Source organism: Streptomyces sp. NPDC039609, assembly GCF_055596705.1.
The window spans coordinates 194,995-221,705 of sequence record NZ_JBVIUJ010000005.1 but is presented as its reverse complement, the minus strand read 5'-3'; the positions used below and the strand labels follow the sequence as shown (position 1 = coordinate 221,705).

Below are 26,711 nucleotides of genomic sequence, written 5' to 3'. Positions count from 1 at the left end.
GTCTTTTCTGCCGTACGGGAAGCTCAGCCGCGCAGGGTCTCCGCGGGCGCGATGCGGGACGCCGCGAGCGCCGGGTACACCCCGGCCGCCATGCCCACCGCGAGGCCGAGCAGTGGCCCGGCGGCGGTGAGCCGGGGGTCGAGGACCACCAGCCAGCCCTTCGCCAGCGCCGTACCCGCCGTCACATCCACCCCGACGGCGGTCCCCAGCACTCCGCCCACCAGCCCCAGGAGCCCGCACTCCACGAGGAATTGGGCGGAGACCGCCGCCCGGCCGGCGCCGACCGCACGGCGCAGTCCGATCTCGGAGCGGCGCTCGACCACGGAGACGTACGTGGTGTTGCTGACGCCGAGTGCGCCGATCAGCAGGGACACCCCGGCCAGCCCGAGGAACAAGGCCCGCGTCTCGCTCTCCACGCCGCCGCGGAAGGTCCCGAGATCGGCCGGGACGATGGCCGCGAGCCGGTCGGGGCCCTCCGGGTGGAGCGCCAGCGGGGCCTCCAGGCCGACCTGCTGGGCGGCGCCCGGTTCGGTGCGCAGGACCGCCTCGGTGGCGCCGAAGACCAGGTGATCGCTCCCGGCCGCCTGTTGGGGGCGGTTCAGGACTCCGCCGTCCGTCGCGCAGGAGGTGTACGGGACGATCACGCTGCCGGTCAGCCGGGCCTCCCCGGCCGGGGCCCGGAAGGTGCCGATCACGGTGAAGGGCCGGCCGGCGAGATGGACCGAGGGGGCCGCCTCCGGGGTCTATTCGAGGAGCGCGTCAAGGCCGAGCGCCTTGGCGGCCACCGTGTCCACCAGCGCCACCGCGTCGCCGCGCGCCATGTGCCCCGCGTCCGGCAGCCGCCCGGAACGGGCGGTGACACCGAGGGCCGCGAGGGCGCCTCGTCGGCGGCAAGGACGCGCAGCTCCTGCGGTGTCGCCCAGTCGTATCCGCGGCCGAGGGCCGAGACCGTCGGGCGTTCGTCGGCGGTGCAGAGCAGCCCGGCCGACCGTACGCCGTTCAGTTTCCGCGCCCGTACCGCCGCCGCGGTCGTCGGCCGTGCCGCCTCGTTGTGGAAGCGGACGGTCACGGCGGTCGCCTTCAGCGCGTCGAAGCGGCCGGACACGGCGTCCGCGGCGCTCGCCGTGATGCCGGCGCTCGCCAGCGCGGCGGCGATGCCGAGCGCGATGCCGAGGACGGTCAGGACGGAGCGCAGCCGGCGCCCGAGGACGGCATGCACCGCCTGGACGACGACGTCCGTGAAGGCGGTCCCGGTCCGCTCCCGCTTCGGCCTGCCGGTCCGCTCCTGCTTCCCGGTCCGCTCCCGCTTCGGCCTGCCGGTCCGCTCCTGCTTCCCGGTCCGCTCCCGCTTCGGCCTCCCGGTTCGCTCCTGCTCCCGCTTTCCGGGCCGCTCAGACCACATGTCCGTCCACGACCCTCAGTTCGCGGTCGGCCCGCTCCGCCACGTCCCGCTCGTGGGTCACCACGACGACCGTGCGTTCCGGGGTGACGAGTCCGCGCAGCAAGGTCATCACCTGGTCGGTGTTGGCCGAGTCCAGGTTCCCGGTCGGTTCGTCGCAGAGCAGCACCGACGGCTCGTGCACCACTGCCCTGGCCAGGGCGACCCGCTGCCGTTCGCCGCCGGAGAGCGTCGTGGGGCGCGCCGAGATCCGGTGGCCGAGCCCGACCGACCGCAGTGCCCGCTCGGCGCGCTCCCGGCGGTCGGCGCGCGGGTGGCGCGTATGCACCAGCGGCAGCTGCACATTGCGCAGACAGTTCAGGTACGGCACCAGATGGAACGACTGGAAGACGAACCCGAGCCGGGTCGCCCGCAGCCGGGTCCGCTCCCGCTCGCCGAGCGTTCGGACGTCGACGCCGTCCATGGCGTACGTGCCGCCCGTGGCGGTGTCGAGGAGGCCCAGGATGTTGAGGAGGGTCGACTTGCCGGAGCCGGAGGGCCCGGTGACGGCGACCATCTCGCCGGTACGGATCTCCAGCGTCGCGTCGCTGAGCGCGGTCACCGGCGTGACCGCCGGATAGGTCTTGGAGACCCTGCGCATCGAGATCACCACCCGCTGCCCGGGTACGGCTCCGTCAGCCAAGGCCCGCCTCCCGGTACGCGTACCCGACGAGCAGCTGCGCGCCCTTCGCGAGCGCGGGATCGGTGCCGGTCACCGCCGCCCGGCCGCCGACCGTGAGACCCACGTCGACCGGTACGTGCCGGCGCCTGTCGCCCTGGACGACGGTGACCGAGACAAGCCCGGCCGGGTCGGTCCAGAGTGCGGAGACGGGCACGATCAGGGAGTCGGGCGAGCTGCTGCGGCGGACCGCCTCGACCTTCACCGGGCTGCCGAGCGCCGTGTCCGGCACTGCGCCGGTGACGTCGAAGTACGCGTGGCGGGGGCTCCCGGTCGACACCCTCTCGTACGCGCTCCGGAGCACGGCCCCGTCGAGCCGGGCGCCGGTGACCTTCGCGCGCGTGCCCTGGGGGAGGGAGGTGAAGTCGGGCAGGGCCGTGTCCGACACCGGGACCTTGATCTGCCAGCGGCCACCGGTCACGGTGAAGAGGGGCTCCGAGGCGTTCACGCCGACACGGCCGGAGACCTCGCCGACGGTCGCCGGGAGCGAGCCCATGAAGACGACCTCGGCCATGGGGAGTGTGACGACGGTCCGGGTACGGGGCGGCGGCGTCCCGGCGGTCCCGGCGATCCCGCCCGATCCCTCCGAGCCGGCGCTCGCATCGGTGCCGCCTCCGGTGCCGCCTCCGGTCCCGCCGACGGGCCCACCGTCCGTCCCGCTCCCGCCCGTCTTGCCGCCCGTCTTCCCGACCGTGCCGTCGGCGGATCCACCCTCGGCCCCCGGCAGAGGCCGGTATCCCGCGCTCCTGTACAGCCGCTTCAGGTCCCGGGCCGTGCGGTCGTCGAACGTGCCGGTGGCGGGAGTTCCGTACAACTGCCCCAATGCCTGCTGGAGTTGGCGTACGTCAGGGCCCTGCATTCCCTCGCCGAGATCGCGATAGGCCGGGAACGCTCCTTCGAGGAGGAACAGCGGACGGCCGGAGATCTCCGCCCCGAGCGACCCGTTGGCGAGCTTCCCGCCGGGTTTCAGGGAGAGCCGGGTCACGACCTGCCGGGCCGCGCCCTCGCTCGACTCGGGCCGCGCACGACCAGGTTGCTGCTGCGGGTCAGCGTGCCGTCCCAGGTCCTGCGGTCGACAAGGGGGCCCGCCTCCGCGGGCACGGTGACGCTGGAGCGCGGCGGGGCGGCGGCCGAGGCGGCGCGCTGCTCGGGCGTACGGGCCTGGGAGGCGGCGAGCCAGGCGCTGCCGCTCGCCGCCAGCGCGACGACGACTCCGACCGTGGCCGCGACCCGGGCCCAGCGGCGCCGTGGGCCGGGGACCACCTCGCCGCCGCAGGAGTCCTCGTCCGAGGCATGGCTCCCGCCGCTGATCTCCACCTCAGGACTCCAGTATCTTCTGGGCTTTCTTCTGAGCCTCGGTCAGGATTTCCTGATAGGCGGCGAGGTCGGCCTCGTTCTTGACGTAAAGCGCGCTCAGAGCCCGCTGATTCGCGGTGCGCCATACCGTGTCGTACTTCGAGGTGTCGGCACAGCTCGCGTTGGCCTTCGCCTGGGCGATCTCATTCTTTCGGCCGGATTCGACCGCCGCCGCGTCAAGATTCTTTCCGGCGTCTTTTCCGCCGTAGTAGTCCTTGGCCTTCTTCACCGCATCGGTCGGAGATTTCAGCCCTCCGTATCCCGCTTTCTCCATGCAGGAGGACCAGCTTCCGACGGCTTTCAGGAATGTGTCCGACTGTTCCGCCCGGCGGCCGGCCTCGTGGCGCATTCCGTTGTCGGTCAGCCACATGAGGCGGAGATACTTCGGCATGTCGCCGTAGAGCTTCTTCCGGGTCTCTCCGATGCAACCGCCGCTCGGCGAGGCGAACTTGCCTTCCCCGGTCTCGTAGCTGACGACCTGGTCGGGGGCCCCGTTCTTGGCCAGGGTGTACCGCTGCTTCTCCGAGTCGGGCAGGTCGCGCCAGGCGCCGGGCTGCTCCTGCGTGGAGTTCTCCGGCTGCTCGCCCCCGGCGTCCGGCGCGGCGCCGTAGCCGTTCCGGGCGGCCTGCTCGGTGGTGGGCGAGACGCGCCCCTCGGGGGCCTTGTCGCCTTCCGCCTCCGGCGAGGCGACCGGGTCCGGCGGGTGGACGGTGAACCCCTGGGCGGCCATGCACTTCTTGGTGATCCGCAGCTCCATCGCACCGACCTGGCGGGCGAGTTCCTTGGCGGAGGCGAAGGCCGACGTGGCCTTGGCGGCGCTCGCCGAGTCGGGTGCGGCGGCCGGGCCGCCGGAGGGGCCGCCGGCCTCGTCGCGGCCGGTGCCGGAGCCGGAGCTGCATCCGACGACGGCGGCCAGGGCGGCGGCGGCCCGGAGTGCCGGGCCTCGGACGGCCGGGCGGCTCTCAGTCGAGCGTCAGCACCAGCCGGTGCCGTCGTACTTGTGCGAGCGGCCGTTGTCGTTCTGCGAGGAGCCGCCCTGGTGGAGCTCGTAGCCGGGGTTGAAGCAGGTGTTCACCGTGCGGTACTCGCTGAGGGCGTACACCTTCACCGTCACGCTCCACCGGTTCCGCCAGGAGCTGTCCTTGTCGTAGATCTCCGGCTGGCCGGAGCCCCAGTTGGAGTCCGCGATGTTGAAGCGGTACATGGGGTACGACTGACTGAAGCTGCTTGCCTGATAGACACAGAAGTTGCCGTCGTAGCAGTTCCGGTCGACCGCCTGGGCGGGAGCCGAGGCGACCATCGTCATACCGGCCGCGGCGGCGGCGCCGAGAACGGCGGCCATGACTCTGCTGCAGGACCATGTGCTCTTCCTTTCACGTGCCAGTGAGTGGGAAAAACTGGTCTTGCCGGTCGAGGAAGCTAGCACGGCGTTTGACGGCCTCGGACGGAACTTTTGGCTCCGCGGGGCGAGTTCGGGCCAGCGTCAATGCGAGGTGGCCGAAATATCGCAGCGTGATGGAACGATTCCGCTCATGATGAATGCGTGAGCGCGTAGATCCTCTTCGTGTGCAGCCAGTGGGAATCGCGGACAGGTAGGGGGTGCATGGGAGTGGAGTGGCGAATTCCAACTCCGGTCAATGTGACCCGCATCACACTCCCTTGATCTACTTTCCGGGTTTCCCCTTCCGTGCGGGTTTGACCGGTGATTCCGTCGGTCGCGCCCTCTCTGGTCTAATGGGTTGCTCTTTTGTCGGCGGCTGCTAGGTGGGGGCGCGGTGTTGGATGTACAGAACGGGGCGGCGGCGGAGACGTCCGCCCCGGAGACCGGCGCCGGACCGCCGGACGACAGTCCCTCCGAAGCGCCCCTGCGGCCGTACGTCCTCGCGGCGGCCGTGCTCTGCGCGCTGTACTTCCTCTACTCCTGGGTGCAGTACGAGCAGTTCCGTACGCCCTCCTGGGACCTCGGGATCTTCAACCAGTCCGTCAGGGCCTACGCCGAGTTCCGGGCGCCGGTCGTCGACATCAAGGGCCCGGGCTTCCTCATACTCGGGGACCACTTCAGTCCGGTCACCGCACTTCTCGCGCCCCTGTACTGGATCTGGTCCTCCCCGCTCGCCCTTCTCTTCGCGCAGGCCGCGCTCTTCGCCGCCTCCGCCGTCGTCGTCGGCCGCACCGCGCAGCAGGTGCTCGGCAGCCGCGCGGCCGGCCTCGGCCTCACCGTGGCCTACGGCCTGTCCTGGGGCCTCCAGGAAGCGGTCAAGTCCGACTTCCACGAAATCGCCTTCGCCGTCCCGCTCCTCGCGCTGACCTGCCGGGCCCTGCTCCTGGGGCGCTGGACCGCCGCCGTCGCATGGTCCGTTCCCCTCGTCCTGGTCAAGGAGGACATGGGGCTCACCGTCGCCATGGTCGGCGCGGTCCTCTTCGTGCGGGGGCAGAAGCGCCTCGGTGCCGCCGTGGCCGCGTTCGGCACCGCCTTCTTCGCCCTGACGGTCCTGGTCCTGATCCCCGCGGCGAGCCGGGTCGGCCAGTACGACTACTGGGCCAAGATCGAGAAGTCGAACGAAGGGGCCGACGTCTCCTTCGCGCACGCCGTGCTCTCGTCGCTCGGCTCCGACGTCAAGTGGGAGATGCTCTTCTTCCTCATCGGCATCACCGGCTTCCTCGCCCTGCGCTCCCCGCTGATGCTGCTCGTGCTGCCGACGCTCGGCTGGCGCTTCCTCTCCCAGGATCCGAACCACTGGGGGATGATCTGGCACTACAGCGCCATCCTGATGCCGGTCGTCTTCCTCGCGCTCGTCGACGCCGTGCGCGCCGTCCGCACCTCGCCGCGCGGCTGGCTCGTCGCGTACGGGAAGGTCGCCGTCCCCGTCGTCACGGCCGTCTCGATCGTGATCGCCCTGGACCTCCCGCTGCGGGAGCTGCTCCGCTCGGAGACGTACGCCACGGACAGCCGGACGCTGGACGCGAGGCGTGCGGTGGACGCGGTCCCGGAGGGGGCGAGCGTGGAGACCAATGTGACGCTGATGGCCCACCTCACGGCGGACCGCACCGTCTACTGGGTGGGCGGCGCGAAGGGCGTCAGCCCCGACTACCTCGCCCTCGACCTCGACTCGGGCTGGTCCCAGCCGGTGACGGACCCGGTCCAGCTGGCGGCGTCGCTGCACCCGGAGGCGCGGTACGAGGTGTCGACGCGGGCGGGACAGTTCGCGGTGCTGCGCCGCGTGTGATGTGTGTGGCGTGTGTCGCGTGTACGTACGCGAAGGGGCCCGGTTCCTGGTGGAACCGGGCCCCTTCGCGTGAGTGGATCAGTACTGCTGCGTGTTGCGCTTGAACCAGGCCGCGCCCTCGGTCTTGGCGAGGAAGACGATGATCAGGACGCCCATCGCGAGGCTGACCAGGGCGAACGGGTTCATGCCGATCAGGTTGACGACACTGCCCAGGGTCACGAGGGAGCCGTAGACGATGCCGGAGATGCGGATGCCGTTACCACCGGACTTGATCTTCGCGGCCATGACGATGGCCCACACGCCGAACGCGAGGCCGATGACGCCGAAGACGACCATCATCACGGCGAGGGCGTCGACGGCGTCCTGGCCCTGGGCGTCCAGCTCGCCGGAGCTGGCCATCTGCTCGGCGAACCAGCTGCTGGCCACCATGGCGAGAACGCCGAAGAGGGCCTGCAGGATGCCGAGGACCCAGAGCATCACGCGCACGGCCTTCACCCCGCCCGGCATCTCCATGGCCGCGCCCGGGTAACCGCCCACGCCATACGGCTGCTGGACCGGCGGAGCCTGCGGGTAGCCGTACTGCTGCGGGGGCACACCCTGCGGAGCCTGCTGCGGGTAGCCGTATCCGGGCTGCTGGCCCTGCGGCTGACCGTATCCGGGCTGCTGTCCCTGCGGCTGGCCGTAGGGGTTGTTCGGTTCGCCGAAGCTCATCGCGGGTTTCCTCCGTGGGTTGTGCGGGGACGACGCGGCCCGCGCGGAGGTACTTCTCACGGCTTTTGAGTGATTTGCCCCCCGGCACTGCCCGCGGCACTGCGCGGTCATCGTCGTCGTAGCATCGACTTTTTGTCCAGTCGGAATGCCGGGAGTTGTGCAAGTGCAACCTCTCCGTTCGCTTGGCGCAGGGCGGTGTACGGCCGAATTGGAACAAGCGAGGGGTCATCCGGGAGGATGGGGCCATGAGCGCCCAGATTCTCGATGGCAAGGCCACCGCAGCCGCGATCAAGTCCGACCTGACCGCCCGTGTGGCGGCCCTCGAGGAGAAGGGCGTCACGCCCGGCCTCGGCACGATCCTGGTCGGCGACGACCCGGGCAGCCAGAAGTACGTCGCGGGCAAGCACCGCGACTGCGCGCAGGTCGGCATCGCCTCCATCCAGCGTGAGCTGCCCGCCACCGCCACGCAGGACGAGATCGAGGCGGTCGTACGCGAGCTCAACGAGGACCCGGCGTGCACCGGGTACATCGTCCAACTTCCGCTCCCCAAGGGCATCGACGAGAACCGCATCCTGGAGCTGATGGACCCGGCCAAGGACGCCGACGGTCTGCACCCGATGAACCTCGGCCGTCTCGTGCTGAACGAGCCGGCGCCGCTGCCCTGCACCCCGTACGGCATCATCCAGCTGCTGCGCGAGCACGGCGTGGAGATCAACGGCGCGGAGGTCGTGGTCGTGGGGCGCGGTGTCACCATCGGGCGTCCGATGCCGCTGTTGCTGACCCGGCGCTCGGAGAACGCGACGGTGACGCAGTGCCACACCGGTACGCGTGACCTGGCGGCGCATCTGCGGCGGGCCGACATCATCGTCGCCGCGGCCGGTGTACCGCACCTGATCAAGGCCGAGGACGTGAAGCCGGGCGCCGCCGTGCTCGACGTCGGTGTCTCGCGCAACGGCGAGGGCAAGATCCTCGGCGATGTCGACCCCGGTGTCTCCGAGGTCGCGGGCTGGATCTCGCCGAATCCCGGCGGTGTGGGCCCGATGACCCGTGCGCAGCTCCTGGTCAACGTCGTCGAGGCCGCGGAGCGCGCGGCCGCGGCGCTCTGACGATGACCTCGCGCGTGAGCGCCAAGGGCGCCGCGGGCGCCGAGGGCCCGGGTGAGGACGTGGACGCGGGCCGGACCGAGGGCCGGACGGAGGGCGAGGCGCCGGACGCCTCCGCCGAGTCCGCAGCCCCCGTCGAGGACCCCGCCGAGCCGTCCGCCAAGGACGCCGCAGCGACCACCCCCGGGCGGTCGCGGCGTCCGCCCGCCATGACCACGGACACCGCGCGGCCCGAGGGCGGCGGCCGGGCCGCTCCCGTCGGGGCGCCCGCGCCGGCGCGGCAGTGGCCGCTGCTGACCGTGCTCGGGCTGACCGCGCTGGGACTGTTCATCGTCGGGACGGATCTGTTCGCGCAGTCGTTCCGGGTCGGCACGATGCTGGTCGGCGTGGCGCTGCTCACCGGCGCGGGGCTGCGGCGCGCGCTGCCGTCCGTCGGGATGCTCGCCGTACGGTCGCGGTTCACCGACATGGTCACGTACGGGGTCATGGGCGGGCTCATCGTGCTGCTGGCGCTCATGGTGCAGCCGAACCCCTGGCTCAGGATCCCGTTCCTGGAGGACGTCCTCCACCTCACGGTCACCTAGCCCCACGACGGAACGGCGGCGCCCGTCCTCTCCCCCGAGGGAGGACGGGCGCCGCCTCCGTTCGAGCGTCATGTACGTGCCAATGTGGTTCAAGGTTCGTCAGCGCCTTGTGGCACGGAAGTGACCATTCCGCTACGCCCCGGGGGCGCACGCCCGATTCGTATGCACCCGTGCGCTCCTGCCCCGGGAACTGCCATCCTGGCCCGGAGCATCCTTCTAGGGGGACACAAAGGGGGACAAGGGGGGAACGCGCATGCCTCGCTGGAAAGCGCTGCCGGACGAACTCGACCCACAGATACGCGAGTTCGCGAGTCAGCTACGACGCCTGGTCGACCGCAGCGGACTGAGCATCGCCGCCGTCGCGGACCGTACCGGCTACAGCAAGACCTCATGGGAGCGGTATCTCAACGGACGGCTCCTCGCGCCCCGGGGCGCCGTCGTCGCGCTCGCCGAGGTGACCGGCACCGACACCGGCCATCTCACGACGATGTGGGAGCTCGCCGAGCGTGCCTGGAGCCGCTCCGAACTGCGCCGCGACCTGACCATGGAGGCCCTGCGGATCTCGCAGGCGCGCGCCGCCCTCGGGGATCCCGGCCCCTCCGGCGCGAACGCCTCGACCGAGACCAGGGGCGGAAGCGACGGCGGCCCGACGCCCGCCCGGCGCACCACGGCCCCCGCCGGACCGGCGCCACCCGCCCCCACGCCGCCCCGGCGGCCCTCCGGGGCCTCACGCCCGCGCCGCGCCGCCCTGATCCTGACCGGCGTCCTCGGCGCCCTGCTCGTCATCGCCGCGGCCGTCCTCCTCACCGACCTCGGGGGCGGCTCCACCGGCGACGACGGGAAGAAGGCCGGCGGCACGCCCACCGCGACCCCGAGCGCGCCGCCCAGCACCACCCTCCCCGCAGGGGTGAAATGCGCCGGAGCCGGCTGCGCGGGCCAGGACCCGGAGGCGATGGGCTGCGGCGGCGCCTTTGCCACCACCGTCTCCCGCGCCAGGGTCGGCACCGCCGGCCAGGTGGAGGTGAGGTACAGCAGGACGTGCGGCGCCGCCTGGGCGCGGATCACCGGGGCGGGCCCCGGCGACACCGTCCGCATCACCGCCGCCGGTACCAGCCAGAACGCGGTGGTGGACGCCGACGCCGACGCGTACACGCCGATGGTCGCCGTGGCCAAGGGCACGGACGCGACGGCCTGCGCGACGCTGAAGAGCGGGGCGAAGGAGTGCACCGGCGAGGGGTGACAGCGCAGCGGCCCGGCGCGGCGGGGGTGCCGGGCGAGCGGTGACCGCGCCGCGGCGCGGTGCGGCGGGGGTGCCGGGCGAGCGGTGACCGCGCCGCGGCGCGGTGCGAAGGCAGTCGGGTGGCAGTGAGCCGGACCACAAGGGGGTGGGGGTTGAGCGGGTCCCGGGTCGGATAGCCTGACCGCTGGATATCTCTTCACGTCGAGACATCGGGTCGACCGATCGATCGTCGATCAGGAGAGGTGTCCAGCATCAGGGGCAGGGACCCCCACCGCCAGCTGTCTTACGGAGATCGCCATGACCCGCACTCCCGTGAATGTCACCGTCACCGGCGCGGCCGGCCAGATCGGCTACGCGCTGCTCTTCCGCATCGCCTCCGGCCACCTGCTCGGCGCGGACGTGCCGGTCAAGCTGCGCCTCCTCGAGATCCCGCAGGGTGTCAAGGCCGCCGAGGGCACCGCCATGGAGCTCGACGACTGCGCCTTCCCGCTGCTCAAGGGCATCGACATCTTCGACGACCCGAACCAGGGCTTCGAGGGCGCGAACGTGGCCCTGCTCGTCGGCGCCCGCCCGCGCACCAAGGGCATGGAGCGCGGCGACCTGCTCGCCGCCAACGGCGGCATCTTCAAGCCGCAGGGCAAGGCCATCAACGACCACGCCGCGGACGACATCAAGGTCCTCGTCGTCGGCAACCCGGCCAACACCAACGCCCTGATCGCCCAGGCCTCGGCCCCGGACGTCCCGGCCGAGCGCTTCACCGCGATGACCCGCCTGGACCACAACCGCGCGCTCTCGCAGCTGGCGGCCAAGACCGGCGCGTCCGTCGAGGACATCAAGCGCCTCACCATCTGGGGCAACCACTCGGCGACCCAGTACCCGGACATCTTCCACGCGGAGATCGCCGGCAAGAACGCCGCCGAGGTCGTCAACGACGAGCAGTGGCTGGCCGACACCTTCATCCCGACCGTCGCCAAGCGCGGCGCCGCGATCATCGAGGCCCGTGGCGCGTCCTCGGCCGCCTCGGCCGCCAACGCCGCGATCGACCACGTCCACACCTGGGTCAACGGCACCGCCGCGGGCGACTGGACCTCCATGGGCATCCCGTCGGACGGCTCCTACGGCGTCCCGGAGGGCCTGATCTCCTCGTTCCCCGTCACCTGCACGGACGGAAAGTACGAGATCGTCCAGGGCCTGGACATCAACGAGTTCTCCCGCGCCCGCATCGACGCCTCGGTCCAGGAGCTGGCCGAGGAGCGCGACGCGGTCCGCGGACTCGGCCTCATCTGAGCCTGAGCCGGCTGTTCCCTCTCCGCCCCCGGTCGTCCGCGACCGGGGGCGGAGTCGTCTCCGCGGCGCTCGGCCCCGTCACGCCGGGCGTCCGAACCCGGCCAGCTCTCCCGCCAGTTCCGCGACGCCCCGCAGGGTGCGCAGCAACAGGCCGTGGCCGAAGGTGATCCGGGCCGCGCCCAGCCGCCCGAGCTCGGCGGGCGACGGCCCGTCGGGCAGGGCCAGCGCGTTGAGCGGTGCGTCGATCCCGGCGCGCAGCAGCGGGAGATGGGCCGCGGGCGCCTTGATCGGGTACACGCAGTCCGCGCCCGCCTCCGTGTAGAGCCGCGCCCGCTCGATCGTGGCGGCCGGATCGTCCACCCCGCGCAGATAGGTGTCCACGCGCGCGTTCAGGAAGAGCCGCGGCCCGGCCTCCGCCCGTACCTCCGCGAGCCAGGCGGCGTGCTCCCGCGGGTCCTTGAGCCCGCCGGAGCGGCTGGTGTCCTCCAGGTTCACCCCGGCCGCCCCGGTCTCCAGGACCCGTGCCACGAGCTCCTTCGGAGCCAGGCCGTAGCCGTCCTCCAGATCGGCCGTGACCGGTACGGAGACGGCCCGCACGACCCTCGCCACGGCCGCGAACATCTCCTCGGGCGGGGTCTCGCCGTCCTCGTGTCCGAGAGCGGCGGCGATTCCCGCGCTCGGTGTGGCGAGCGTCGGGAAGCCGGCCTCCTCGAAGACGCGCGCGCTGGCCGCGTCCCACGGACCCGGCACGACCAGCGGATCGTCCGCCGCGCGCCCGGAGTGGAGGGCACGCAGCACGTCGGCGGGGGACGCGGGGGTCACCTGGCGTACTGCCCGGGGGTGTAGTGGCCGGGCGTCAGCCGGGTGCTGACGCCGATCCGGTTCCAGGCGTTGATGACGGTGATGGCGGCGATGACCCGGGCGAGTTCGGTCGCGTCGAAGTGGGCCGCGGCCTTCGCGTACACCTCGTCGGGGACGAAGCCGTCGGTGAGGACGGTGACGGCCTCCGTCAGCGCGAGCGCGGCCAGCTCGCGCTCGGTGTAGAAGTGCCGCGACTCCTCCCACGCCGACAGCTGGACGATCCGCTCGACCGACTCGCCCTCCGCCAGCGCGTCCTTGGCGTGCATGTCGATGCAGAACGCGCAGTGGTTGATCTGCGAGGCCCGGATCTTGATCAGGTGGTAGAGGGTCGGGTCCACGTCCTTCGCGGCCGCCTGCTCCAGCCGGATCATCGCCCGGTAGAACTCCGGGACCTGCTCGGCGAGGTTGAGACGGGGGGCGTGCTCGTGGGCGTATTCGGTCGTCACGGTGTCGTTCGTCGTGGTGGTCGTCATGGTCATCACCGTACGGCCGGGATGGCACAGGAGTATGGTCCATTTCCATGGCGAACGACTGGGCCACTTTTGGGACCGACCTCCATCTGGAGCTGCGCGGCACGGGTCTGCGGACGGGGCTGATGGACGCCCTGCGGGAGGCGGTGCGCAGCGGGCGCCTGGCGGCGGGCGTACGGCTGCCGTCCTCCCGCTCGCTCGCGGCGGACCTGGGCGTGGCCCGCAACACCGTCGCCGACGCGTACGCCGAGCTGGTCGCCGAGGGGTGGCTGACCGCCCGGCAGGGCTCCGGGACACGGGTCGCCCAGCGGGCCGTGCCGCGCCGGGCGGCCGGGGCGGGCGCACGGCCCCCGGTGACGGCGGCCCGGCCGGCCGCAGCCCGGCCGACGTACGACCTGAAGCCGGGCTCGCCCGACCTGGCGTCCTTCCCGCGCTCCGAATGGCTCAAGGCGTCCCGGCGCGCGCTCACGGCCGCGCCCCACGAGGCGTTCGGCTACGGCGATCCGCGTGGCCGGATCGAACTGCGCACCGTGCTCGCCGAGTACCTCGCCCGGGCGCGAGGCGTCCACGCGCAGCCGGAACGGATCGTGATCTGCGCCGGGTTCGTGCACGGGCTGATGTTGATGGGGCAGGTGCTGCGGGCCCGCCGCGTGCGCGAGGTGGCCGTCGAGTCGTACGGGCTCGACGCGCACTGGGAGCTGCTGCGTGGAGCCGGGCTGCGGCTGCCCTCCCTTCCGTACGACGAACTCGGCACCAGGACCGAGGGGTTGGCCGGGATGAAGGGTGTCGGCGCGGCGCTGATGACGGCCGCCCACCAGTTCCCGCTGGGCGCCGCGCTCCACCCCGACCGGCGGGTGGCGGCGATCGACTGGGCGCGGGCATCGGGCGGGTTCGTCCTGGAGGACGACTACGACGGGGAGTTCCGCTACGACCGCCAGCCCGTGGGCGCGCTCCAGGGTCTCGACCCCGAGCGGGTCGTCTACATGGGCACCTCCAGCAAGTCCCTGGCCCCCGGGCTGCGGCTGGCGTGGATGGTGCTGCCGGAGCGTCTGGTGGACGAGGTGGTGGCGGCGAAGGGGCGGGTGGACTGGGTGTCCAGCTCGCTGGAGCAGCTGACCTTCGCGGAGTTCCTCGCCTCGGGCGCCTACGACCGGCATGTCCGGGCGATGCGGTTGCGCTACCGGCGGCGGCGCGACGAGCTGGTGGAGGCGGTGGCCGCGCACTCCCCGGAGACCCGGGTGAGCGGCATCGCGGCCGGCCTCCACGCGGTCCTGGAACTCCCGCCGGGCCTCGAACCCGCGGTCCTGCGCTCCGCGGCGTGGCAGGGCCTGGCACTCCTCGGCCTCAACCGGTTCCGCCACCCGGACGTCCCGACGACCAAGGACGGCCTGGTCGTCGGCTACGGCACGCCCCCGGACAGCGCCTGGGCGGGCGCCCTGGCGGCGCTGTGCCGCGTCCTGCCCTGACGGGCTCGCCGTCAGCCGTCCGTCGGGGGTCCCGACGGTTCCGGTCCGGGCGCCGGGGTCGGGGGTTCGCCGAAGCGGGCCAGGACCAGTGCGCCGGCCACGGCGACGGTGAAGCCCAGGATCGCCAGCCAGCCCAGGCCCTCGCGCGTCTGGTCGCCCAGCCAGATCACGCCCACCAGCGCCGGGCCGATCGTCTCGCCGAGGACCGCGCCGGCCGTCGCCGTCGTCACGGAGCCCCGCTGGAGTGCCGAGGTCAGCAGTACGTACGCGGTCCCGCCGCCCAGGAGCAGCGCGTACACCGCGGGGTTCGCGAGGTCCCAGCTGTCGATCAGCCGAACGGCCACCTCCACCACCCCGAAGCCGAAGCCCGCGAGGAGGCCGAGGGCCAGCGCCCGCGGCCTGCCGGGCAGCCGTCCGGCGACCGCGCCGAGCCCCAGCACCCCGAACGCCGCCGCGAGCATCGCCCACCGCAGCGCCTCCGACGAGCTCTGTTCGCCCTCGTCGCCCGCGGCGAGGGCGAGCATCGCGAGCCCCGCGCACACCACACCCACCGCAGCCCACTCCATCCGGTGCAGCCGGACGTCGAGCAGCCACGAGGCGGCCACCGCCGTGACCGCCAGACTCGCGGCGAGCGCCGCCCCCACCATGTAGATCGGCAGCGTCAGCAGGGCGACGATCTGCAGCCCGAACCCGATCCCGTCCAGGGAGAGCCCGGCCAGATAGCGCCACTGCCGCATCGCCCGCAACTGCAGCGCCACGTCGACGCCGGCGCCCGTCCCGGGCGTCGCCGCCCGCGCGCCGAGCGCCTGCAACACCGACGCCATGCCGAAGCAGAGCGACGATCCGAGCGCGCAAATCATCCCCAAGAGCACAAAGGGACTCTAGTGCGAGGGCGTTCGGACAGCGGCCTAAACTGTGCGGTCGCTGACCACGTGATCGGAAGGACTGACATGCGCAGGCTGAGGTCGAGCACGGTCGTGCTCGGCGGTATGGGGGTGCTCGCGGCGACGATCACGTCCTGCGGCTCCGAGCCGGACCGGCGGTGCGTCGACCCGCTGACCCGGGAGAAACTGCCGAGCTACGAATGCGAGAGCAGCAGTGGCAGCGGCAGTGGCAGCTCGACGCGCGGTTCGTATTACTACGGCGGCAGCGTGAGCGACAACAGGGTCAGCGGCGGCAGCTTCGACAAGACGGCCGTCGACACCGGCGGCTTCGGCTGCTCCGGTTCCGGCGGCGGCTGAGCGGGACGGACCGTACGACATGCAGCGGCACACGATCGACCCCCGGCCGGGGTGGCAGCAGACGGTGGAGGAGCAGGGGCTCGTCTACCCCCTGACCCGCTACCCCGACGACTCCCTGCGCCCGTACTGGGACGAGAGCGCCTACTACTCCTTCACGCTGCCCGAGGTCGAGGCGCTGGAGGAGGTCGTCGAGGAGCTGCACGCCATGTGTCTGGTGGCGGCGGCGCACATCGTCGAGCAGGATCGTTTCGCCGATCTCGGTCTCACCGACCCCCGGCTCGGCTCCCTCGTCGCCGAGTCCTGGCGCCGCCGGGCCGAACTGCCCTCCCTCTACGGACGGTTCGACCTCCGCTACGACGGTACGGGCCCGGCCAAGATGCTGGAGTACAACGCCGACACCCCGACCTCCCTGGTCGAGGCCGCCAGCCCGCAGTGGTTCTGGATGGAGGAGCGCTTCCCCGGCGCCGACCAGTGGAACTCGCTCCACGAGCGGCTCGTCGACGCCTGGAAGCGCCAGGCGAAGCTGCTGCCGCCCGGTCCCCTGCACTTCGTCCACTCCGACGGGGACGAACTCGGCGAGGACCTGATGACCGTCGCGTATCTGCGCGAGACGGCCCAGCAGGCCGGGCTCGACACGCAGGCGCTGTCGGTCGAACAGATCGGCTGGGACCGGCTCTCGGGGCGGTTCGTGGACGACCGGCTCCGGTTCATCCGCAGCTGCTTCAAGCTCTACCCGTGGGAGTGGCTGACCACCGACCGCTTCGGCCCGTACGTCCTGGACACCCTCGACAACGGCGGCGGTACGGGCACGACCTGCTGGATCGAACCCGCCTGGAAGATGCTGCTCTCCAACAAGGCGCTGCTCGCGATCCTCTGGGAGCTCTACCCGGACCACCCGAACCTGCTGCCGGCCTACCTCGACGGCCCCCGCGAACTGGCCGCGACCGGCGGCTACGTCGCCAAGCCGCTGCTCGGCCGCGAGGGCGCGGGCGTCACCGTCCACGAGCAGGGCTCCCCGGCCGTGCTGCGCGAGGAGCCCTGCTGCTACCAGGAGTTGGCCCCACTGCCCGACTTCGACGGGAACCGTGTCGTGCTCGGCGCATGGGTCGTCGAGGACGAGGCGGCGGGGCTCGGGATCCGCGAGTCCGCGGGCCTGATCACGGACGAGTACGCCCGCTTCCTGCCGCACGTCATCCTCTGACCGCTCCGCCGACGACGGCGCCCGCACGACGGGGCGGGCGCCGTGTCACTCCGAGAGCACCGCCCGCAGCTGCTCCAGACCCCAGTCCAGATCCTCCTTGCTGATGACCAGCGGCGGTGCGATCCGGATCGTCGAACCGTGCGTGTCCTTCACCAGTACGCCCCGGTCCATCAGCTTCTCCGAGATCTCCCGGCCCGTGCCCCGGGACGGCACGATGTCCACACCGGCCCACAGCCCGCGCCCGCGCACCGCCTCGACGGCGCCCCCGCCCACGAGCAGCCCCAGCTCGGCGTGGAGATGCTCGCCCAACTCGGCCGCCCGCTGCTGGTACTCCCCGCTCCGCAGCATCGCGATCACCTCCAGCGCCACCGCGCACGCCAGCGGATTCCCGCCGAACGTCGACCCGTGCTCGCCGGGTCGGAACACCCCGAGCACATCACGGTCCGCGACCACCGCCGAGACCGGGACGACACCGCCGCCCAGCGCCTTGCCCAGGACATACACGTCCGGCACCACGCCCTCGTGCTCGCAGGCGAACGTCCGCCCGGTCCGGCCGAGGCCCGACTGGATCTCGTCCGCGATGAACAGCACGTTCCGCTCACGGGTCAACTCCCGCACCCCGCGGAGATATCCGGCGGGCGGCACCAGGACCCCCGCCTCGCCCTGGATCGGTTCCAGGAGCACCGCCACGGTGTGCGCGGTGACCGCACGCTCCATCGCCGTCAGATCGCCGTACGGAACGATCTCGAAACCCGGGGTGTACGGACCGTAGTGGTCACGGGCCTCGTGGTCCGTGGAGAAGCTGACGATCGTCGTCGTCCGGCCGTGGAAGTTGTTCGCCGCGACCACGATCTTCGCGTGCCCGTCCGGCACGCCCTTGACCTCGTACCCCCACTTCCGCGCGGTCTTCACCGCCGTCTCGATGGCCTCCGCGCCGGTGTTCATCGGCAGGACCATTTCCTTGCCGCACAGCTCCGCGAGCTGCGTACAGAACTCCGCGAACCGGTCGTGGTGGAACGCTCTCGACGTGAGCGTCACCCGCTCCAGCTGCGCCCGCGCGGCATCGATCAGCCGCCGGTTGCCGTGCCCGAAGTTGAGTGCCGAGTACCCGGCGAGCATGTCGAGGTAGCGGCGGCCCTCGACGTCGGTCATCCATGCCCCGTCCGCCGAGGCGACGACGATGGGCAGGGGGTGGTAGTTGTGAGCGCTGTGCGCCTCCGCGGAAGCGATCGCGTCTTGCGTTCTCGACACGGGATCTCCGTTCGTCCTGCGGGCTGGGGCGGGTGTGGCCCCTTTTTCTATCGTCGCTCGGATGCCGCACGAAGAAACCTGGGTGACGGCGCGCCCGCTAGGCTGGAAACACGCACGGCGACTGGCGTACGGGGAAGCGACCCCGGGGGAGCCGTGCGCGGCAGACCACACGAGATGCCGCCCGCCTGGGCATCTTCGGGAAACCGAACCTCCCGTGTGGTGCCGCCCAGTCGATCTGAGCCGTACCCCGGGATCCGCCGAACGCCCGGAGGAACGCCATGAACGACACCACCCCGCACCCCGCCCTCGCCGCCACCGACCCCGAACTCGCCGCGCTCGTCGGCGCCGAGGAGCAGCTGCAGGCCGAGACCCTGCGACTGATCCCCAGCGAGAACTACGTCTCCCATGCCGTCCTCGAAGCCTCCGGCACCGTCCTGCAGAACAAGTACAGCGAGGGCTACCCCGGCCGCCGGTACTACGAGGGCCAGCAGAACATCGACCAGGTCGAGACCCTCGCCATCGAGCGCGCCAAGGCCCTCTTCGGTGTCGACCACGCCAATGTGCAGCCCTACTCCGGCTCCCCGGCCAACCTCGCCGTCTACCTCGCCTTCGCCGAGCCCGGCGACACCGTGATGGGCATGGCCCTGCCGATGGGCGGCCACCTCACCCACGGCTGGGGCGTCTCCGCGACCGGCAAGTGGTTCCGGGGCGTGCAGTACGGCGTACGCCAGGACACCGGGCTCATCGACTTCGACCAGGTCCGCGAGCTCGCCCTCAAGGAGCGGCCCAAGGTGATCTTCTGCGGGGGCACGGCGCTGCCCCGCACGATCGACTTCGCCGCCTTCGGCGAGATCGCCCGTGAGTCCGGCGCCGTGCTCGTCGCCGACGTCGCCCACATCGCCGGCCTGATCGCGGGCGGCGCCCACCCCTCCCCGGTCCCCCACGTCGACGTCATCTCCACCACCACCCACAAGACCCTGCGCGGCCCCCGCGGTGCGATGCTGATGTCCCGCGAGGAACACGCGAAGGCCCTCGACAAGGCCGTCTTCCCCGGCCTCCAGGGCGGCCCGCACAACCAGACCACCGCCGCCATCGCCGTCGCCCTGCGCGAGGCGGCCCAGCCTTCCTTCCGCGACTACGCCCATGCCGTCGTCGCCAACGCCAAGGCCCTCGCCGAGGCCCTGCTCGCCCGAGGCTTCGACCTCGTCTCCGGCGGCACCGACAACCACCTGATCCTGATGGACCTCACCCCCAAGGAGGTCCCGGGCAAGGTCGCCGCGAAGGCCCTCGACCGGGCCGGGATCGTCGTCAACTACAACACCGTCCCCTACGACCCCCGGAAGCCCTTCGACCCCTCCGGCGTCCGCATCGGCACCCCCTCCCTCACCTCCCGCGGTCTCGGTACGGAGCACATGACCCAGGTCGCCGACTGGATCGACCGGGGCGTCGCGGCGGCGGGCTCGGGTGACGAGGACGCGCTCCTCACGATCCGCGCCGAGGTCGCGGCCCTGATGGCGTCCTTCCCGGCCCCCGGCCTCCCGGCCTGATCCCGCACGGTCTGACCCCGGACGGTCTGACCCGGACGGTCTGACCCGGACGGTCTGACCCGGACGGTCTGACCCGGACGGTCTGACCCGGACGGTCTGACCCGGACGGTCTGACCCCGGACGGTGATCCCGGGCTGGACCGACGCGAGCCGGTCCGACGCGAGCCGGTCCGACACGGGCCGGTCCGAGTGGGTCGGGCCCGGGGCGGTCCGGTCCGGTCCCGGCCGGTCCGAGTGGGTCGGGTCCGGGGCGGTCCTGGCCGGTCCGGTCCCGGGCGGGCCGTCCGCTCAGCCCGCCGACTCGGCGATGCGGCGGGCCTTCTCCAGGGAGGGTTCGCCCTCGAGTCGCAGGGTCAGGGCTCCCGCGTTTCTCGTCCAGAGGAGCGTGGGGCCCGCCGTGCGTATCGAGTGGGTCCACTCCTTCCCGCTCACGTCCGTCATCGGGAACCGCAGCAGATGGGGCTCGGCGAACCAGTAGCCCTCCGCGCCGTCCGGGAGATCGACCCACTCCGGATGCGTCTGGACCTGCTTGCCGAAGGCCATGGGAAGCCGCGCCGGGAACTCGTCGAGCCGGACCGTCCGACCGCCGTCCTCCCGCCAGCACAGGGTGATCACCGCCCGCCCGGGCTCCGCCGAGCCGGTCACCGAGACCGCGTCGGGCGGGCCGAGCGTGCTCGGTATCAGCGGCGTGAAGCCGGCCCTGCGCCCGGCCTCCTCCAGCGACACCGGATCGGTGCACTCCGGCACCGCCGCGCCCGGGCCGGGATGCGTCCCGGGGTCGTACCGCACCTCCACCCCGCCGAAGCCGAACCAGTCCGCCACCGTCGCCCGGACGGGCGGCGTGAGCACCAGCACCACCAGCACCCCGGAGAGGGCCGCGAGCAGCGCCTTCCACCGCCCGCGCAGCCACCCCGACCGCAGCCACCCGAACCTGGGCCGGCCGAACCGCCGCCGCGGGGCCGCGGGCGCCGGCACCTGCTCCGCCAGGAGCTGAGCGAGCACCCGCTCGGCCATGGTCTCCCCGTCCGTGTCCGGCACCCTCAGATGCCGTCCGAGGTCACGCAGCTCATCCGGGAGCCCCTCGTCCGTCATGCTCGTCACCTCCCTCCAATGCCAGTCCGAGCTTCTTCAGCGCCCGGCTCAGCCGGGACTTCACCGTCCCCCGCGGCCAGCCCAGCGCCTCGGCCGTCTCCGCCTCGTCCAGCTCCAGCAGATACCGGTGGATCACCACCTGGCGGTGGTCCTCACCGAGCCCGTCCAGCGCCGCGAGCAGCTGCCGCCGCCGCTCGCCCTCCTCCACCGCCACCGCCGGGTCCGCCCCGTCCGGTATCAGCGGCTCGCCCGCGAGCAGCTCCGCCTCCCGCCCCGCGACGGCCCGCTGCCGACCCGCCGAGCGCACTGTGTTCCTCGTCTCATTGACCACGATCCGCAGCAGCCACGGCCGGAACGCGGCCCCTTCCTTGAACCGCCCCAGCGACCGATACGCCTTGAAGAAGGCCTGCTGCACCACGTCCTCGGCCTCCGCCCCCGCCCCGCACGCCACCGCCGCACGCAGCGCGACCGCCGTGTGCGCGCGGACCAGCGCCGCGTACGCCTCCGCCTCCCCGGCGCGTACCCGTGCGATCACCGCGGCCTCGGCTGTGTCTACGACGACCCGGCCCCCCTCCAGCGTCCTCACACCTTTGATACACCGGCAGAACGCGATCGGTTCCCAGTCCGGGATCGCCGCCCGCACCTGAGAGAATGGTGAGCATGGCCTCTGACGTTCCCCGTGTGCTCTCCGGAATCCAGCCCACCGCAGGCTCGTTCCACCTCGGCAACTACCTCGGCGCGGTCCGCCAGTGGGTTGCCCTGCAGGAGACTCACGACGCCTTCTACATGGTCGTCGACCTGCACGCGATCACGGTCCCGCAGGACCCCGCGGAGCTGCGCTCCAACACCCGGCTCGCCGCCGCACAGCTGCTCGCCGCCGGGCTCGACCCCGAGCGCTGCACGCTGTTCGTCCAGAGCCACGTCCCCGAGCACGCGCAGCTCGGTTGGATCATGAACTGCCTCACCGGTTTCGGCGAGGCCTCCCGCATGACCCAGTTCAAGGACAAGTCCGCCAAGCAGGGCGCAGACCGGGCCACCGTCGGTCTCTTCACGTACCCGATCCTGCAGGTCGCCGACATCCTCCTGTACCAGGCCAACCAGGTCCCGGTCGGCGAGGACCAGCGCCAGCACATCGAGCTGACCCGCGACCTCGCGGAGCGGTTCAACGGCCGCTTCGGCGAGACGTTCACGATCCCGGCGCCGTACATCCTCAAGGAGACGGCCAAGATCTACGACCTGCAGGACCCGACGATCAAGATGAGCAAGTCGGCGTCCACGCCCAAGGGTCTGATCAACCTGCTCGACGAGCCGAAGATCACGGCGAAGAAGGTCAAGAGCGCGGTCACCGACACCGACACGGTCATCCGCTTCGACCCCGAGAACAAGGCCGGCGTCTCCAACCTGCTGACCATCATGTCCACGCTCACCGGGACCGGCATCGCCGATTTGGAACAGAGCTACGAGGGCAAGATGTACGGCGCGCTGAAGACCGACCTGGCCGAGGTCATGGTGGACTTCGTCACGCCGTTCCGCACCCGTACGCAGGAATACCTGGACGACCCGGAGACGCTGGACCAGCTCCTGGCCAAGGGCGCGGAGAAGGCGCGTGCCGTCGCCGCGGAGACGCTGGCGCAGACGTACGAGAAGGTGGGCTTCCTGCCCGCCAAGCACTGAGTCCAAGGACCCTGGCCTCAAGGGTGGTGCAGGCCGCACACTGGCGGCTGCACCACCCATCGACCTGAGAAGACCGACGACGGAGGAGAACGACGTGGGGACCGTAACGCTCGGCGTTTCGATCGCGGTCCCGGAGCCCTACGGCAGCCTGCTCCAGGAGCTGCGCGCGGGCTTCGGGGATCCCGCCGCGCACGGCATCCCCACCCACGTCACCCTCGTCCCACCGACGGAGGTCGACGAGGAGCGGCTGCCCGCGATCCGGGCTCACCTCGCCGAGGTCGCGTCCGGCGTCCGCCCCTTCCCGGTCCGGCTGAGCGGCACCGGAACGTTCCGCCCGCTGTCACCGGTCGTGTACGTCATGCTCGCCGAGGGCGTCTCCGCCTGCTCCTGGCTCCAGGAGCGGGTCCGGGACGAGTCCGGGCCGCTCGTGCGCGAGCTGCAGTTCCCGTACCACCCGCACGTCACCGTGGCGCACGGCATCTCCGAGGAGGCGATGGACCGGGCGTACGAGGAGCTGACCGACTTCGAGGCGGCCTGGACCTGCTCGTCCTTCGCGCTCTACGAGCAGGGGCCGGACGGGGTGTGGCGGAAGCTGCACACGTACGAGTTCGGCGGCTGCGGCACTGTCCCCGCGGTCCCCGCCCAGGGCACCCCGGTCGACACCCCGACCCCGGCCGCCGGCTGACACCGGGGCCTCACACCGGCAGCCGCCGGAAGACGGGCCTCGGCACGTGCCGGAGCGCGGCCATCACCATCCGCAGCGCTCCCGGCACCCACACCGTCTCCGAGCGACGCCGCAGCCCCAGCTCGATCGCCGTCGCGACCGCCTCCGGCGTGGTCGCCAGTGGGGTGGCCTCGAGACCGGCCGTCTTCCGGGACCGTACGAACCCCGGCCGCACGACCATCACATGCACCCCCGTTCCCTGCAGGGCGTCCCCGAGCCCCTGCGCGAACGCGTCGAGACCGGCCTTGGACGAGCCGTAGATGAAGTCGGCACGGCGGGCGCGCTCCCCGGCCACGGAGGAGAGCACCACCAGTGAGCCGTGCCCCTGCGCCTGCAGCGCCGCCGCGCAGACGAGCCCGGCGGAGACCGCCCCCGTGTAGTTGGTCTGCGCGACCCGGACGGCGGCGAGTGGATCGGCCTCGTCGTGGGCCTGGTCGCCGAGGATCCCGAAGGCGAGCAGCACCAGGTCGATGTCCCCCTCGGTGAAGATCTTGCCGAGTCGCTCCGCGTGCGACTCCGGGTCGAGGGCGTCGAACGGGACGGTGTACACCTCGGCACCCAGCACCCGCAGCGAGTCGGCGGCGGCCGTCAGGGCGGGGGAGGGGCGCCCGGCGAGCCAGACCGTACGGGTGCGGCGGGCGATCAGCCGGCGGGCCGTGGCGAGCCCGATCTCGGAGGTGCCGCCGAGGAGAAGCAGGGACTGCGGGGTGCCGAAGGCGTCCTTCATGACGATCAAACTCCTCGGAGAGCAATCGGAGGGCGAGACGACGGGAGAGGTCCGAGGCGACCACGGACCGTGGGGTGACCCCGGCGGGCGCGGTGCGGCCCCGGCCGGCGGGGGCTCGACGGGGTGTCGCTCTCGGCGGCCATGGAGGTGACCGTATCGCCCTGTATGTGCTTGATCGCTGTTTGACCGTAGTTCGGCGAAATGGGTGATCGCATGGTCATCGGAAGAGATGCCCCGCCGTCGCCGACACGGTGTCAGGGTCCGGTGTGGGCAGGGTTCTTGCGATGTGTCTGCGATTCTGAGGCCCGGACGCTCACATTCCGATCAACTGGTGGATCAAGGGGTATGCGAACGACATGGACTGGCTGACCAAGCTCCCCGTCATCGGCCCCTGGGTCGCCCGGCTCATGCGGACCCATGCCTGGCGTTCGTACGAGACCCTCGACGCCGCCCACTGGACCCGGCTCGCCGCCGCCATCACCTTCATCAGCTTCCTCGCGCTCTTCCCCCTGATCGCCGTCGCCGCCGCGATCGGCGCCGCGCTGCTCAGCAAGGAGCAGCTGGACAAGATCGAGGACAAGGTCTCCGACCAGGTCCCCGGCATCTCCGACCAGCTCAACATCGGCGGGCTCGTGGACAACGCGGGCACGATCGGCCTCGTCGCCGGCGCGCTGCTGCTCTTCACCGGCATCGGCTGGGTCGGCTCGATGCGGGAGTGTCTGCGTGCGGTGTGGGGGCTCGACGACGAGGACGAGGGCAACCCCTTCGTGCGCAAGGGCAAGGACGCGCTCGTGCTGTTGGGACTCGGAGGAGTCGGGCTCTGCTCGCTCGCCGCGTCCTGGCTCGGTTCCACCGCCGTCGGCTGGAGCGCCGACCGGGTCGGGATCTCCGGCGAAGGAGCCACCGGAATCCTGCTCCAGGTGGCCTCCGTCGCCGTCGCCGCCGTCGCGGGCTTCCTCGTCCTGCTGTACCTGCTGACGCTGCTTCCCGCCGTCCACCCGCCGCGCCGCCGCCTGGTGGTGGCTGCGGTGATCGGAGCGATCGGCTTCGAGCTGCTGAAGCTGCTGATCGGCGGCTACATGCGGGAAGTCGCGGGGAAGTCGATGTACGGCGCGTTCGGCGTCCCGGTCGCGCTGCTGCTCTGGATCAACTTCACCGCGAAGCTGCTGCTGTTCTGCGCGGCCTGGACCGCGACCGGGGCTAGTGAGTCGGCTCGTCGTCGACGCCCTCGCGGGGCTTCGGACGACGGCCGACCAGCTCCGGCAGCGGCCAGCGACGGTTGACGAGGAAGACCGCGCCCGCGAGCACGACGAGGACGCCGCCGGCCACGCCGAGGGCGACCCCGACGCCGCCGGCCCTCCCTCCGGCCGCCGAGCTCTCGGCGGCACCCGTGCCCGGGGCGTTCTTGCCGGGGGCGGGGGTGGAACCGTCGTTCTCGGTTCCCTGGTTCGTACGGGCGGACTTCGGCGGCACCAGCTGGCCGACCGGCGTCACCTTCCCGGACGCCGCGAAGCCCCAGTCGAGGAGCCGGGCGGTCTCCATGTAGACCGCGTGCTGCTCCTTCGAGGACGGGTTCATCACCGTCACGAGCAGCACTTTGCCGTTGCGCTCCGCAACGCCGGTGAAGGTGGAGCCGGCGTGCGTGGTGTTGCCGTTCTTCACGCCCGCCATGCCCTGGTACGGCGCGACGCCGAGCGCGCCGGTCAGCAGCCGGTTGGTGTTCTGGATCTCGAAGGTCTCGCGCTTCTTGCCCGGCTTCTGCTCGCCGGGGAACTTGGCGCGGGCCGTGGCCGCGTACTCCCGGAAGTCGGCCTTCTGCATCCCGCTGCGGGCGATGAGGGTGAGGTCGTACGCGGAGGAGACCTGGCCCGGGGCGTCGTACCCGTCCGGCGACACGACCTGGGTGTCGACGGCCTGGAGCTCGGCGGCGTGGTCGTTCATGTCCTTCACGGTCTTCGGGATGCCGCCGTTCATCTCGGCGAGCACCCGCACGGCATCGTTGCCGGAGCGAAGGAAGACACCGAGCCAGAGGTCGTGCACGGTGTAGGTCTGCTTCTCCTTGACGCCGACGAGGCTGGAGCCCGAGCCGATTCCGGCGAGCTCCTTGGGGTCGACGGTGTGGTTCGTGGTCTTCGGGAACCTCGGCAGGACGGTGTCCGCGAAGAGCATCTTGAGCGTGGAGGCCGGAGCGAGCGGCCAGTGGGAGTTGTGCGCGGCGAGCACGTCGCCGGTCTCCGCGTCCGCGACGATCCAGGACCGCCCGGTCAGCTCCTTGGGAAGCACCGGGGCGCCCGTGCCGAGCTTCACCTGGGTCCCGGGCAGGCCGAGCAGCTTGCCGCCGACGGAGGCCATGGCAGCGGGGGGCTTGGGCTGTTGGTCCTCCTTGTTGTCCGCGTGGGCCGGCGAAACGGAGACAAGGGGAAGCAGTGCGGCAGCAGTGACCGCCCAAGCGGTCTTCTTCGAGGCAGACACGATCGAAAACGTACAGGTATGCGTCAGGGGACCGCACCTGCGGGGCGGTTCGCCCCCGGGCTCTCCGCCCGGACGCCCCGGCCGTGGAGACCGTGGGACGGGCGGTGATACTGGGGCTATGAAGCTCAGCCGTCCCGTCTCCTGGTTCCTGCTCGCGTTCGGGGTGTGGAGTTGGTTCATCTGGATCACTTTCGTCAAGAACTTGTGGAACGACGGGAGCGGTCTCGCCTTCGACGACGCGGGCGACCCGACGGCCTACTTCTGGGTTCATCTGCTGCTCGCCATCACGTCCTTTGTCCTGGGGACGGTGGTCGGCGTGATCGGGTTGCGTGGCGTGCGCGCATTGCGGCGCGGATAGGGG

At 71.8% G+C, this 26,711-nt stretch carries 30 protein-coding genes and 1 riboswitch; of the genes, 14 read left to right on the top strand and 16 right to left on the bottom strand.

Annotated elements, in window-relative coordinates; translation table 11 throughout:
* Positions 1 to 23 precede the first annotated feature (23 nt).
* The 7 genes from ACZ561_RS16295 to ACZ561_RS16265 form a co-directional block, all read right to left on the bottom strand.
* A complete protein-coding gene (locus ACZ561_RS16295; RefSeq protein ID WP_470995001.1) occupies positions 24 to 695 on the bottom strand; it encodes an ABC transporter permease in 672 nt (223 codons plus the stop codon).
* The gene (locus ACZ561_RS16290; RefSeq protein ID WP_470994999.1) at positions 692 to 1,402 is read right to left on the bottom strand and encodes an ABC transporter permease; all 711 of its coding nucleotides are present in this window, start codon (positions 1,400 to 1,402) and stop codon (positions 692 to 694) included. Before ACZ561_RS16290 ends, ACZ561_RS16295 begins: the two co-directional genes overlap by 4 nt.
* Complete coding sequence (locus tag ACZ561_RS16285) at positions 1,392 to 2,081, bottom strand: ABC transporter ATP-binding protein (protein WP_470994996.1); 690 nt, start codon at positions 2,079 to 2,081, stop codon at positions 1,392 to 1,394. Before ACZ561_RS16285 ends, ACZ561_RS16290 begins: the two co-directional genes overlap by 11 nt.
* Positions 2,074 to 3,102 (bottom strand): hypothetical protein, encoded by a 1,029-nt coding sequence (locus ACZ561_RS16280; RefSeq protein WP_470994994.1) that lies wholly within the window; start codon positions 3,100 to 3,102, stop codon positions 2,074 to 2,076. Before ACZ561_RS16280 ends, ACZ561_RS16285 begins: the two co-directional genes overlap by 8 nt.
* Complete coding sequence (locus tag ACZ561_RS16275) at positions 3,099 to 3,434, bottom strand: hypothetical protein (protein ID WP_470994991.1); 336 nt, start codon at positions 3,432 to 3,434, stop codon at positions 3,099 to 3,101. Before ACZ561_RS16275 ends, ACZ561_RS16280 begins: the two co-directional genes overlap by 4 nt.
* A 1-nt stretch (position 3,435) precedes the next feature.
* Positions 3,436 to 4,203 (bottom strand): hypothetical protein, encoded by a 768-nt coding sequence (locus ACZ561_RS16270; RefSeq protein WP_470994988.1) that lies wholly within the window; start codon positions 4,201 to 4,203, stop codon positions 3,436 to 3,438.
* Between the two features lie 243 nt (positions 4,204 to 4,446).
* The gene (locus tag ACZ561_RS16265) at positions 4,447 to 4,815 is read right to left on the bottom strand and encodes a peptidase inhibitor family I36 protein (RefSeq protein WP_470994985.1); all 369 of its coding nucleotides are present in this window, start codon (positions 4,813 to 4,815) and stop codon (positions 4,447 to 4,449) included.
* Between ACZ561_RS16265 and ACZ561_RS16260 the strand changes: the two genes are divergently transcribed.
* Both ACZ561_RS16260 and ACZ561_RS16255 read left to right on the top strand, forming a co-directional pair.
* Positions 4,814 to 5,020: a hypothetical protein gene (locus ACZ561_RS16260; protein WP_470994982.1), complete on the top strand. Its 207-nt coding sequence runs from the start codon at positions 4,814 to 4,816 to the stop codon at positions 5,018 to 5,020. The genes ACZ561_RS16265 and ACZ561_RS16260 overlap by 2 nt on opposite strands.
* A gap of 228 nt (positions 5,021 to 5,248) precedes the next feature.
* On the top strand, positions 5,249 to 6,700 hold the full coding sequence (locus ACZ561_RS16255; RefSeq protein WP_470994979.1) for a DUF2079 domain-containing protein: 1,452 nt from the start codon (positions 5,249 to 5,251) through the stop codon (positions 6,698 to 6,700).
* Between the two features lie 78 nt (positions 6,701 to 6,778).
* Here ACZ561_RS16255 and ACZ561_RS16250 read toward each other — a convergent pair whose 3' ends face one another.
* A complete protein-coding gene (locus tag ACZ561_RS16250) occupies positions 6,779 to 7,411 on the bottom strand; it encodes a hypothetical protein (RefSeq protein ID WP_470994977.1) in 633 nt (210 codons plus the stop codon).
* Positions 7,412 to 7,656: 245 nt separating this feature from the next.
* On the opposite strand from ACZ561_RS16250, the gene ACZ561_RS16245 reads away from it, so the two are divergent.
* From ACZ561_RS16245 to ACZ561_RS16230, 4 genes are all read left to right on the top strand, one after another.
* A complete protein-coding gene (locus ACZ561_RS16245) occupies positions 7,657 to 8,517 on the top strand; it encodes a bifunctional methylenetetrahydrofolate dehydrogenase/methenyltetrahydrofolate cyclohydrolase (RefSeq protein ID WP_470994974.1) in 861 nt (286 codons plus the stop codon).
* Positions 8,518 to 8,519: 2 nt separating this feature from the next.
* The gene (locus ACZ561_RS16240; protein ID WP_470994971.1) at positions 8,520 to 9,098 is read left to right on the top strand and encodes a DUF3017 domain-containing protein; all 579 of its coding nucleotides are present in this window, start codon (positions 8,520 to 8,522) and stop codon (positions 9,096 to 9,098) included.
* 253 nt (positions 9,099 to 9,351) lie between these two features.
* The gene (locus tag ACZ561_RS16235; RefSeq protein ID WP_470994968.1) at positions 9,352 to 10,338 is read left to right on the top strand and encodes a helix-turn-helix domain-containing protein; all 987 of its coding nucleotides are present in this window, start codon (positions 9,352 to 9,354) and stop codon (positions 10,336 to 10,338) included.
* Positions 10,339 to 10,635: 297 nt separating this feature from the next.
* The gene (locus ACZ561_RS16230) at positions 10,636 to 11,625 is read left to right on the top strand and encodes a malate dehydrogenase (RefSeq protein WP_470994965.1); all 990 of its coding nucleotides are present in this window, start codon (positions 10,636 to 10,638) and stop codon (positions 11,623 to 11,625) included.
* A 78-nt stretch (positions 11,626 to 11,703) separates the two neighbouring features.
* Here ACZ561_RS16230 and ACZ561_RS16225 read toward each other — a convergent pair whose 3' ends face one another.
* Together ACZ561_RS16225 and ACZ561_RS16220 are read right to left on the bottom strand one after the other, a co-directional pair.
* Positions 11,704 to 12,447: an isocitrate lyase/PEP mutase family protein gene (locus ACZ561_RS16225; RefSeq protein ID WP_470994962.1), complete on the bottom strand. Its 744-nt coding sequence runs from the start codon at positions 12,445 to 12,447 to the stop codon at positions 11,704 to 11,706.
* Positions 12,444 to 12,959, bottom strand: coding sequence for a carboxymuconolactone decarboxylase family protein (locus ACZ561_RS16220; RefSeq protein WP_470994959.1), 516 nt, complete (start codon positions 12,957 to 12,959; stop codon positions 12,444 to 12,446). The genes ACZ561_RS16225 and ACZ561_RS16220 overlap by 4 nt, the downstream gene beginning before the upstream one ends.
* 47 nt (positions 12,960 to 13,006) lie before the next feature.
* Between ACZ561_RS16220 and pdxR the strand changes: the two genes are divergently transcribed.
* A complete protein-coding gene (gene pdxR, locus ACZ561_RS16215; protein WP_470994956.1) occupies positions 13,007 to 14,422 on the top strand; it encodes a MocR-like pyridoxine biosynthesis transcription factor PdxR in 1,416 nt (471 codons plus the stop codon).
* Positions 14,423 to 14,433: 11 nt separating this feature from the next.
* Here pdxR and ACZ561_RS16210 read toward each other — a convergent pair whose 3' ends face one another.
* On the bottom strand, positions 14,434 to 15,282 hold the full coding sequence (locus ACZ561_RS16210; protein WP_470995877.1) for a hypothetical protein: 849 nt from the start codon (positions 15,280 to 15,282) through the stop codon (positions 14,434 to 14,436).
* Positions 15,283 to 15,372: 90 nt separating this feature from the next.
* Between ACZ561_RS16210 and ACZ561_RS16205 the strand changes: the two genes are divergently transcribed.
* Positions 15,373 to 15,663, top strand: a complete 291-nt coding sequence (locus ACZ561_RS16205; protein WP_376435977.1) for a hypothetical protein — start codon at positions 15,373 to 15,375, stop codon at positions 15,661 to 15,663.
* Positions 15,664 to 15,682: 19 nt separating this feature from the next.
* A complete protein-coding gene (locus ACZ561_RS16200; protein ID WP_470994953.1) occupies positions 15,683 to 16,864 on the top strand; it encodes a glutathionylspermidine synthase family protein in 1,182 nt (393 codons plus the stop codon).
* Between the two features lie 45 nt (positions 16,865 to 16,909).
* On the opposite strand, the gene rocD is transcribed toward ACZ561_RS16200, so the two are convergent.
* Positions 16,910 to 18,115 carry an ornithine--oxo-acid transaminase gene (gene rocD, locus ACZ561_RS16195; protein ID WP_470994950.1) on the bottom strand — a complete coding sequence of 402 codons (1,206 nt, stop codon included), beginning with the start codon at positions 18,113 to 18,115 and terminating at the stop codon, positions 16,910 to 16,912.
* A 107-nt stretch (positions 18,116 to 18,222) separates the two neighbouring features.
* Positions 18,223 to 18,313, top strand: a riboswitch (ZMP/ZTP riboswitch).
* 80 nt (positions 18,314 to 18,393) lie between these two features.
* Between rocD and ACZ561_RS16190 the strand changes: the two genes are divergently transcribed.
* The gene (locus ACZ561_RS16190) at positions 18,394 to 19,662 is read left to right on the top strand and encodes a serine hydroxymethyltransferase (RefSeq protein WP_470994947.1); all 1,269 of its coding nucleotides are present in this window, start codon (positions 18,394 to 18,396) and stop codon (positions 19,660 to 19,662) included.
* Positions 19,663 to 19,949: 287 nt separating this feature from the next.
* Here the strand turns inward: ACZ561_RS16190 and ACZ561_RS16185 are convergent, their stop codons facing one another.
* Entirely contained in the window at positions 19,950 to 20,753 is an 804-nt protein-coding gene (locus tag ACZ561_RS16185; RefSeq protein WP_470994945.1) for a hypothetical protein, read from the bottom strand.
* The gene (locus ACZ561_RS16180) at positions 20,728 to 21,339 is read right to left on the bottom strand and encodes an RNA polymerase sigma factor (RefSeq protein WP_470994942.1); all 612 of its coding nucleotides are present in this window, start codon (positions 21,337 to 21,339) and stop codon (positions 20,728 to 20,730) included. The genes ACZ561_RS16185 and ACZ561_RS16180 overlap by 26 nt, the downstream gene beginning before the upstream one ends.
* Before the next feature lie 74 nt (positions 21,340 to 21,413).
* Here ACZ561_RS16180 and trpS point away from each other — a divergent pair, with 74 nt between their 5' ends.
* A complete protein-coding gene (gene trpS / locus ACZ561_RS16175; RefSeq protein ID WP_470994939.1) occupies positions 21,414 to 22,427 on the top strand; it encodes a tryptophan--tRNA ligase in 1,014 nt (337 codons plus the stop codon).
* Between the two features lie 94 nt (positions 22,428 to 22,521).
* Positions 22,522 to 23,112 (top strand): 2'-5' RNA ligase family protein, encoded by a 591-nt coding sequence (locus tag ACZ561_RS16170; protein WP_470994936.1) that lies wholly within the window; start codon positions 22,522 to 22,524, stop codon positions 23,110 to 23,112.
* Between the two features lie 10 nt (positions 23,113 to 23,122).
* On the opposite strand, the gene ACZ561_RS16165 is transcribed toward ACZ561_RS16170, so the two are convergent.
* Complete coding sequence (locus ACZ561_RS16165; RefSeq protein ID WP_470994933.1) at positions 23,123 to 23,878, bottom strand: decaprenylphospho-beta-D-erythro-pentofuranosid-2-ulose 2-reductase; 756 nt, start codon at positions 23,876 to 23,878, stop codon at positions 23,123 to 23,125.
* Between the two features lie 356 nt (positions 23,879 to 24,234).
* On the opposite strand from ACZ561_RS16165, the gene ACZ561_RS16160 reads away from it, so the two are divergent.
* Positions 24,235 to 25,161, top strand: coding sequence for a YihY/virulence factor BrkB family protein (locus ACZ561_RS16160; protein WP_470994930.1), 927 nt, complete (start codon positions 24,235 to 24,237; stop codon positions 25,159 to 25,161).
* On the opposite strand, the gene ACZ561_RS16155 is transcribed toward ACZ561_RS16160, so the two are convergent.
* Positions 25,079 to 26,350, bottom strand: a complete 1,272-nt coding sequence (locus ACZ561_RS16155) for a D-alanyl-D-alanine carboxypeptidase family protein (protein ID WP_470994927.1) — start codon at positions 26,348 to 26,350, stop codon at positions 25,079 to 25,081. The two genes, ACZ561_RS16160 and ACZ561_RS16155, sit on opposite strands and share 83 nt — an antisense overlap.
* Before the next feature lie 118 nt (positions 26,351 to 26,468).
* Here ACZ561_RS16155 and ACZ561_RS16150 point away from each other — a divergent pair, with 118 nt between their 5' ends.
* Positions 26,469 to 26,708, top strand: coding sequence for an SCO4848 family membrane protein (locus ACZ561_RS16150; RefSeq protein WP_376435952.1), 240 nt, complete (start codon positions 26,469 to 26,471; stop codon positions 26,706 to 26,708).
* Positions 26,709 to 26,711: the final 3 nt, after the last annotated feature.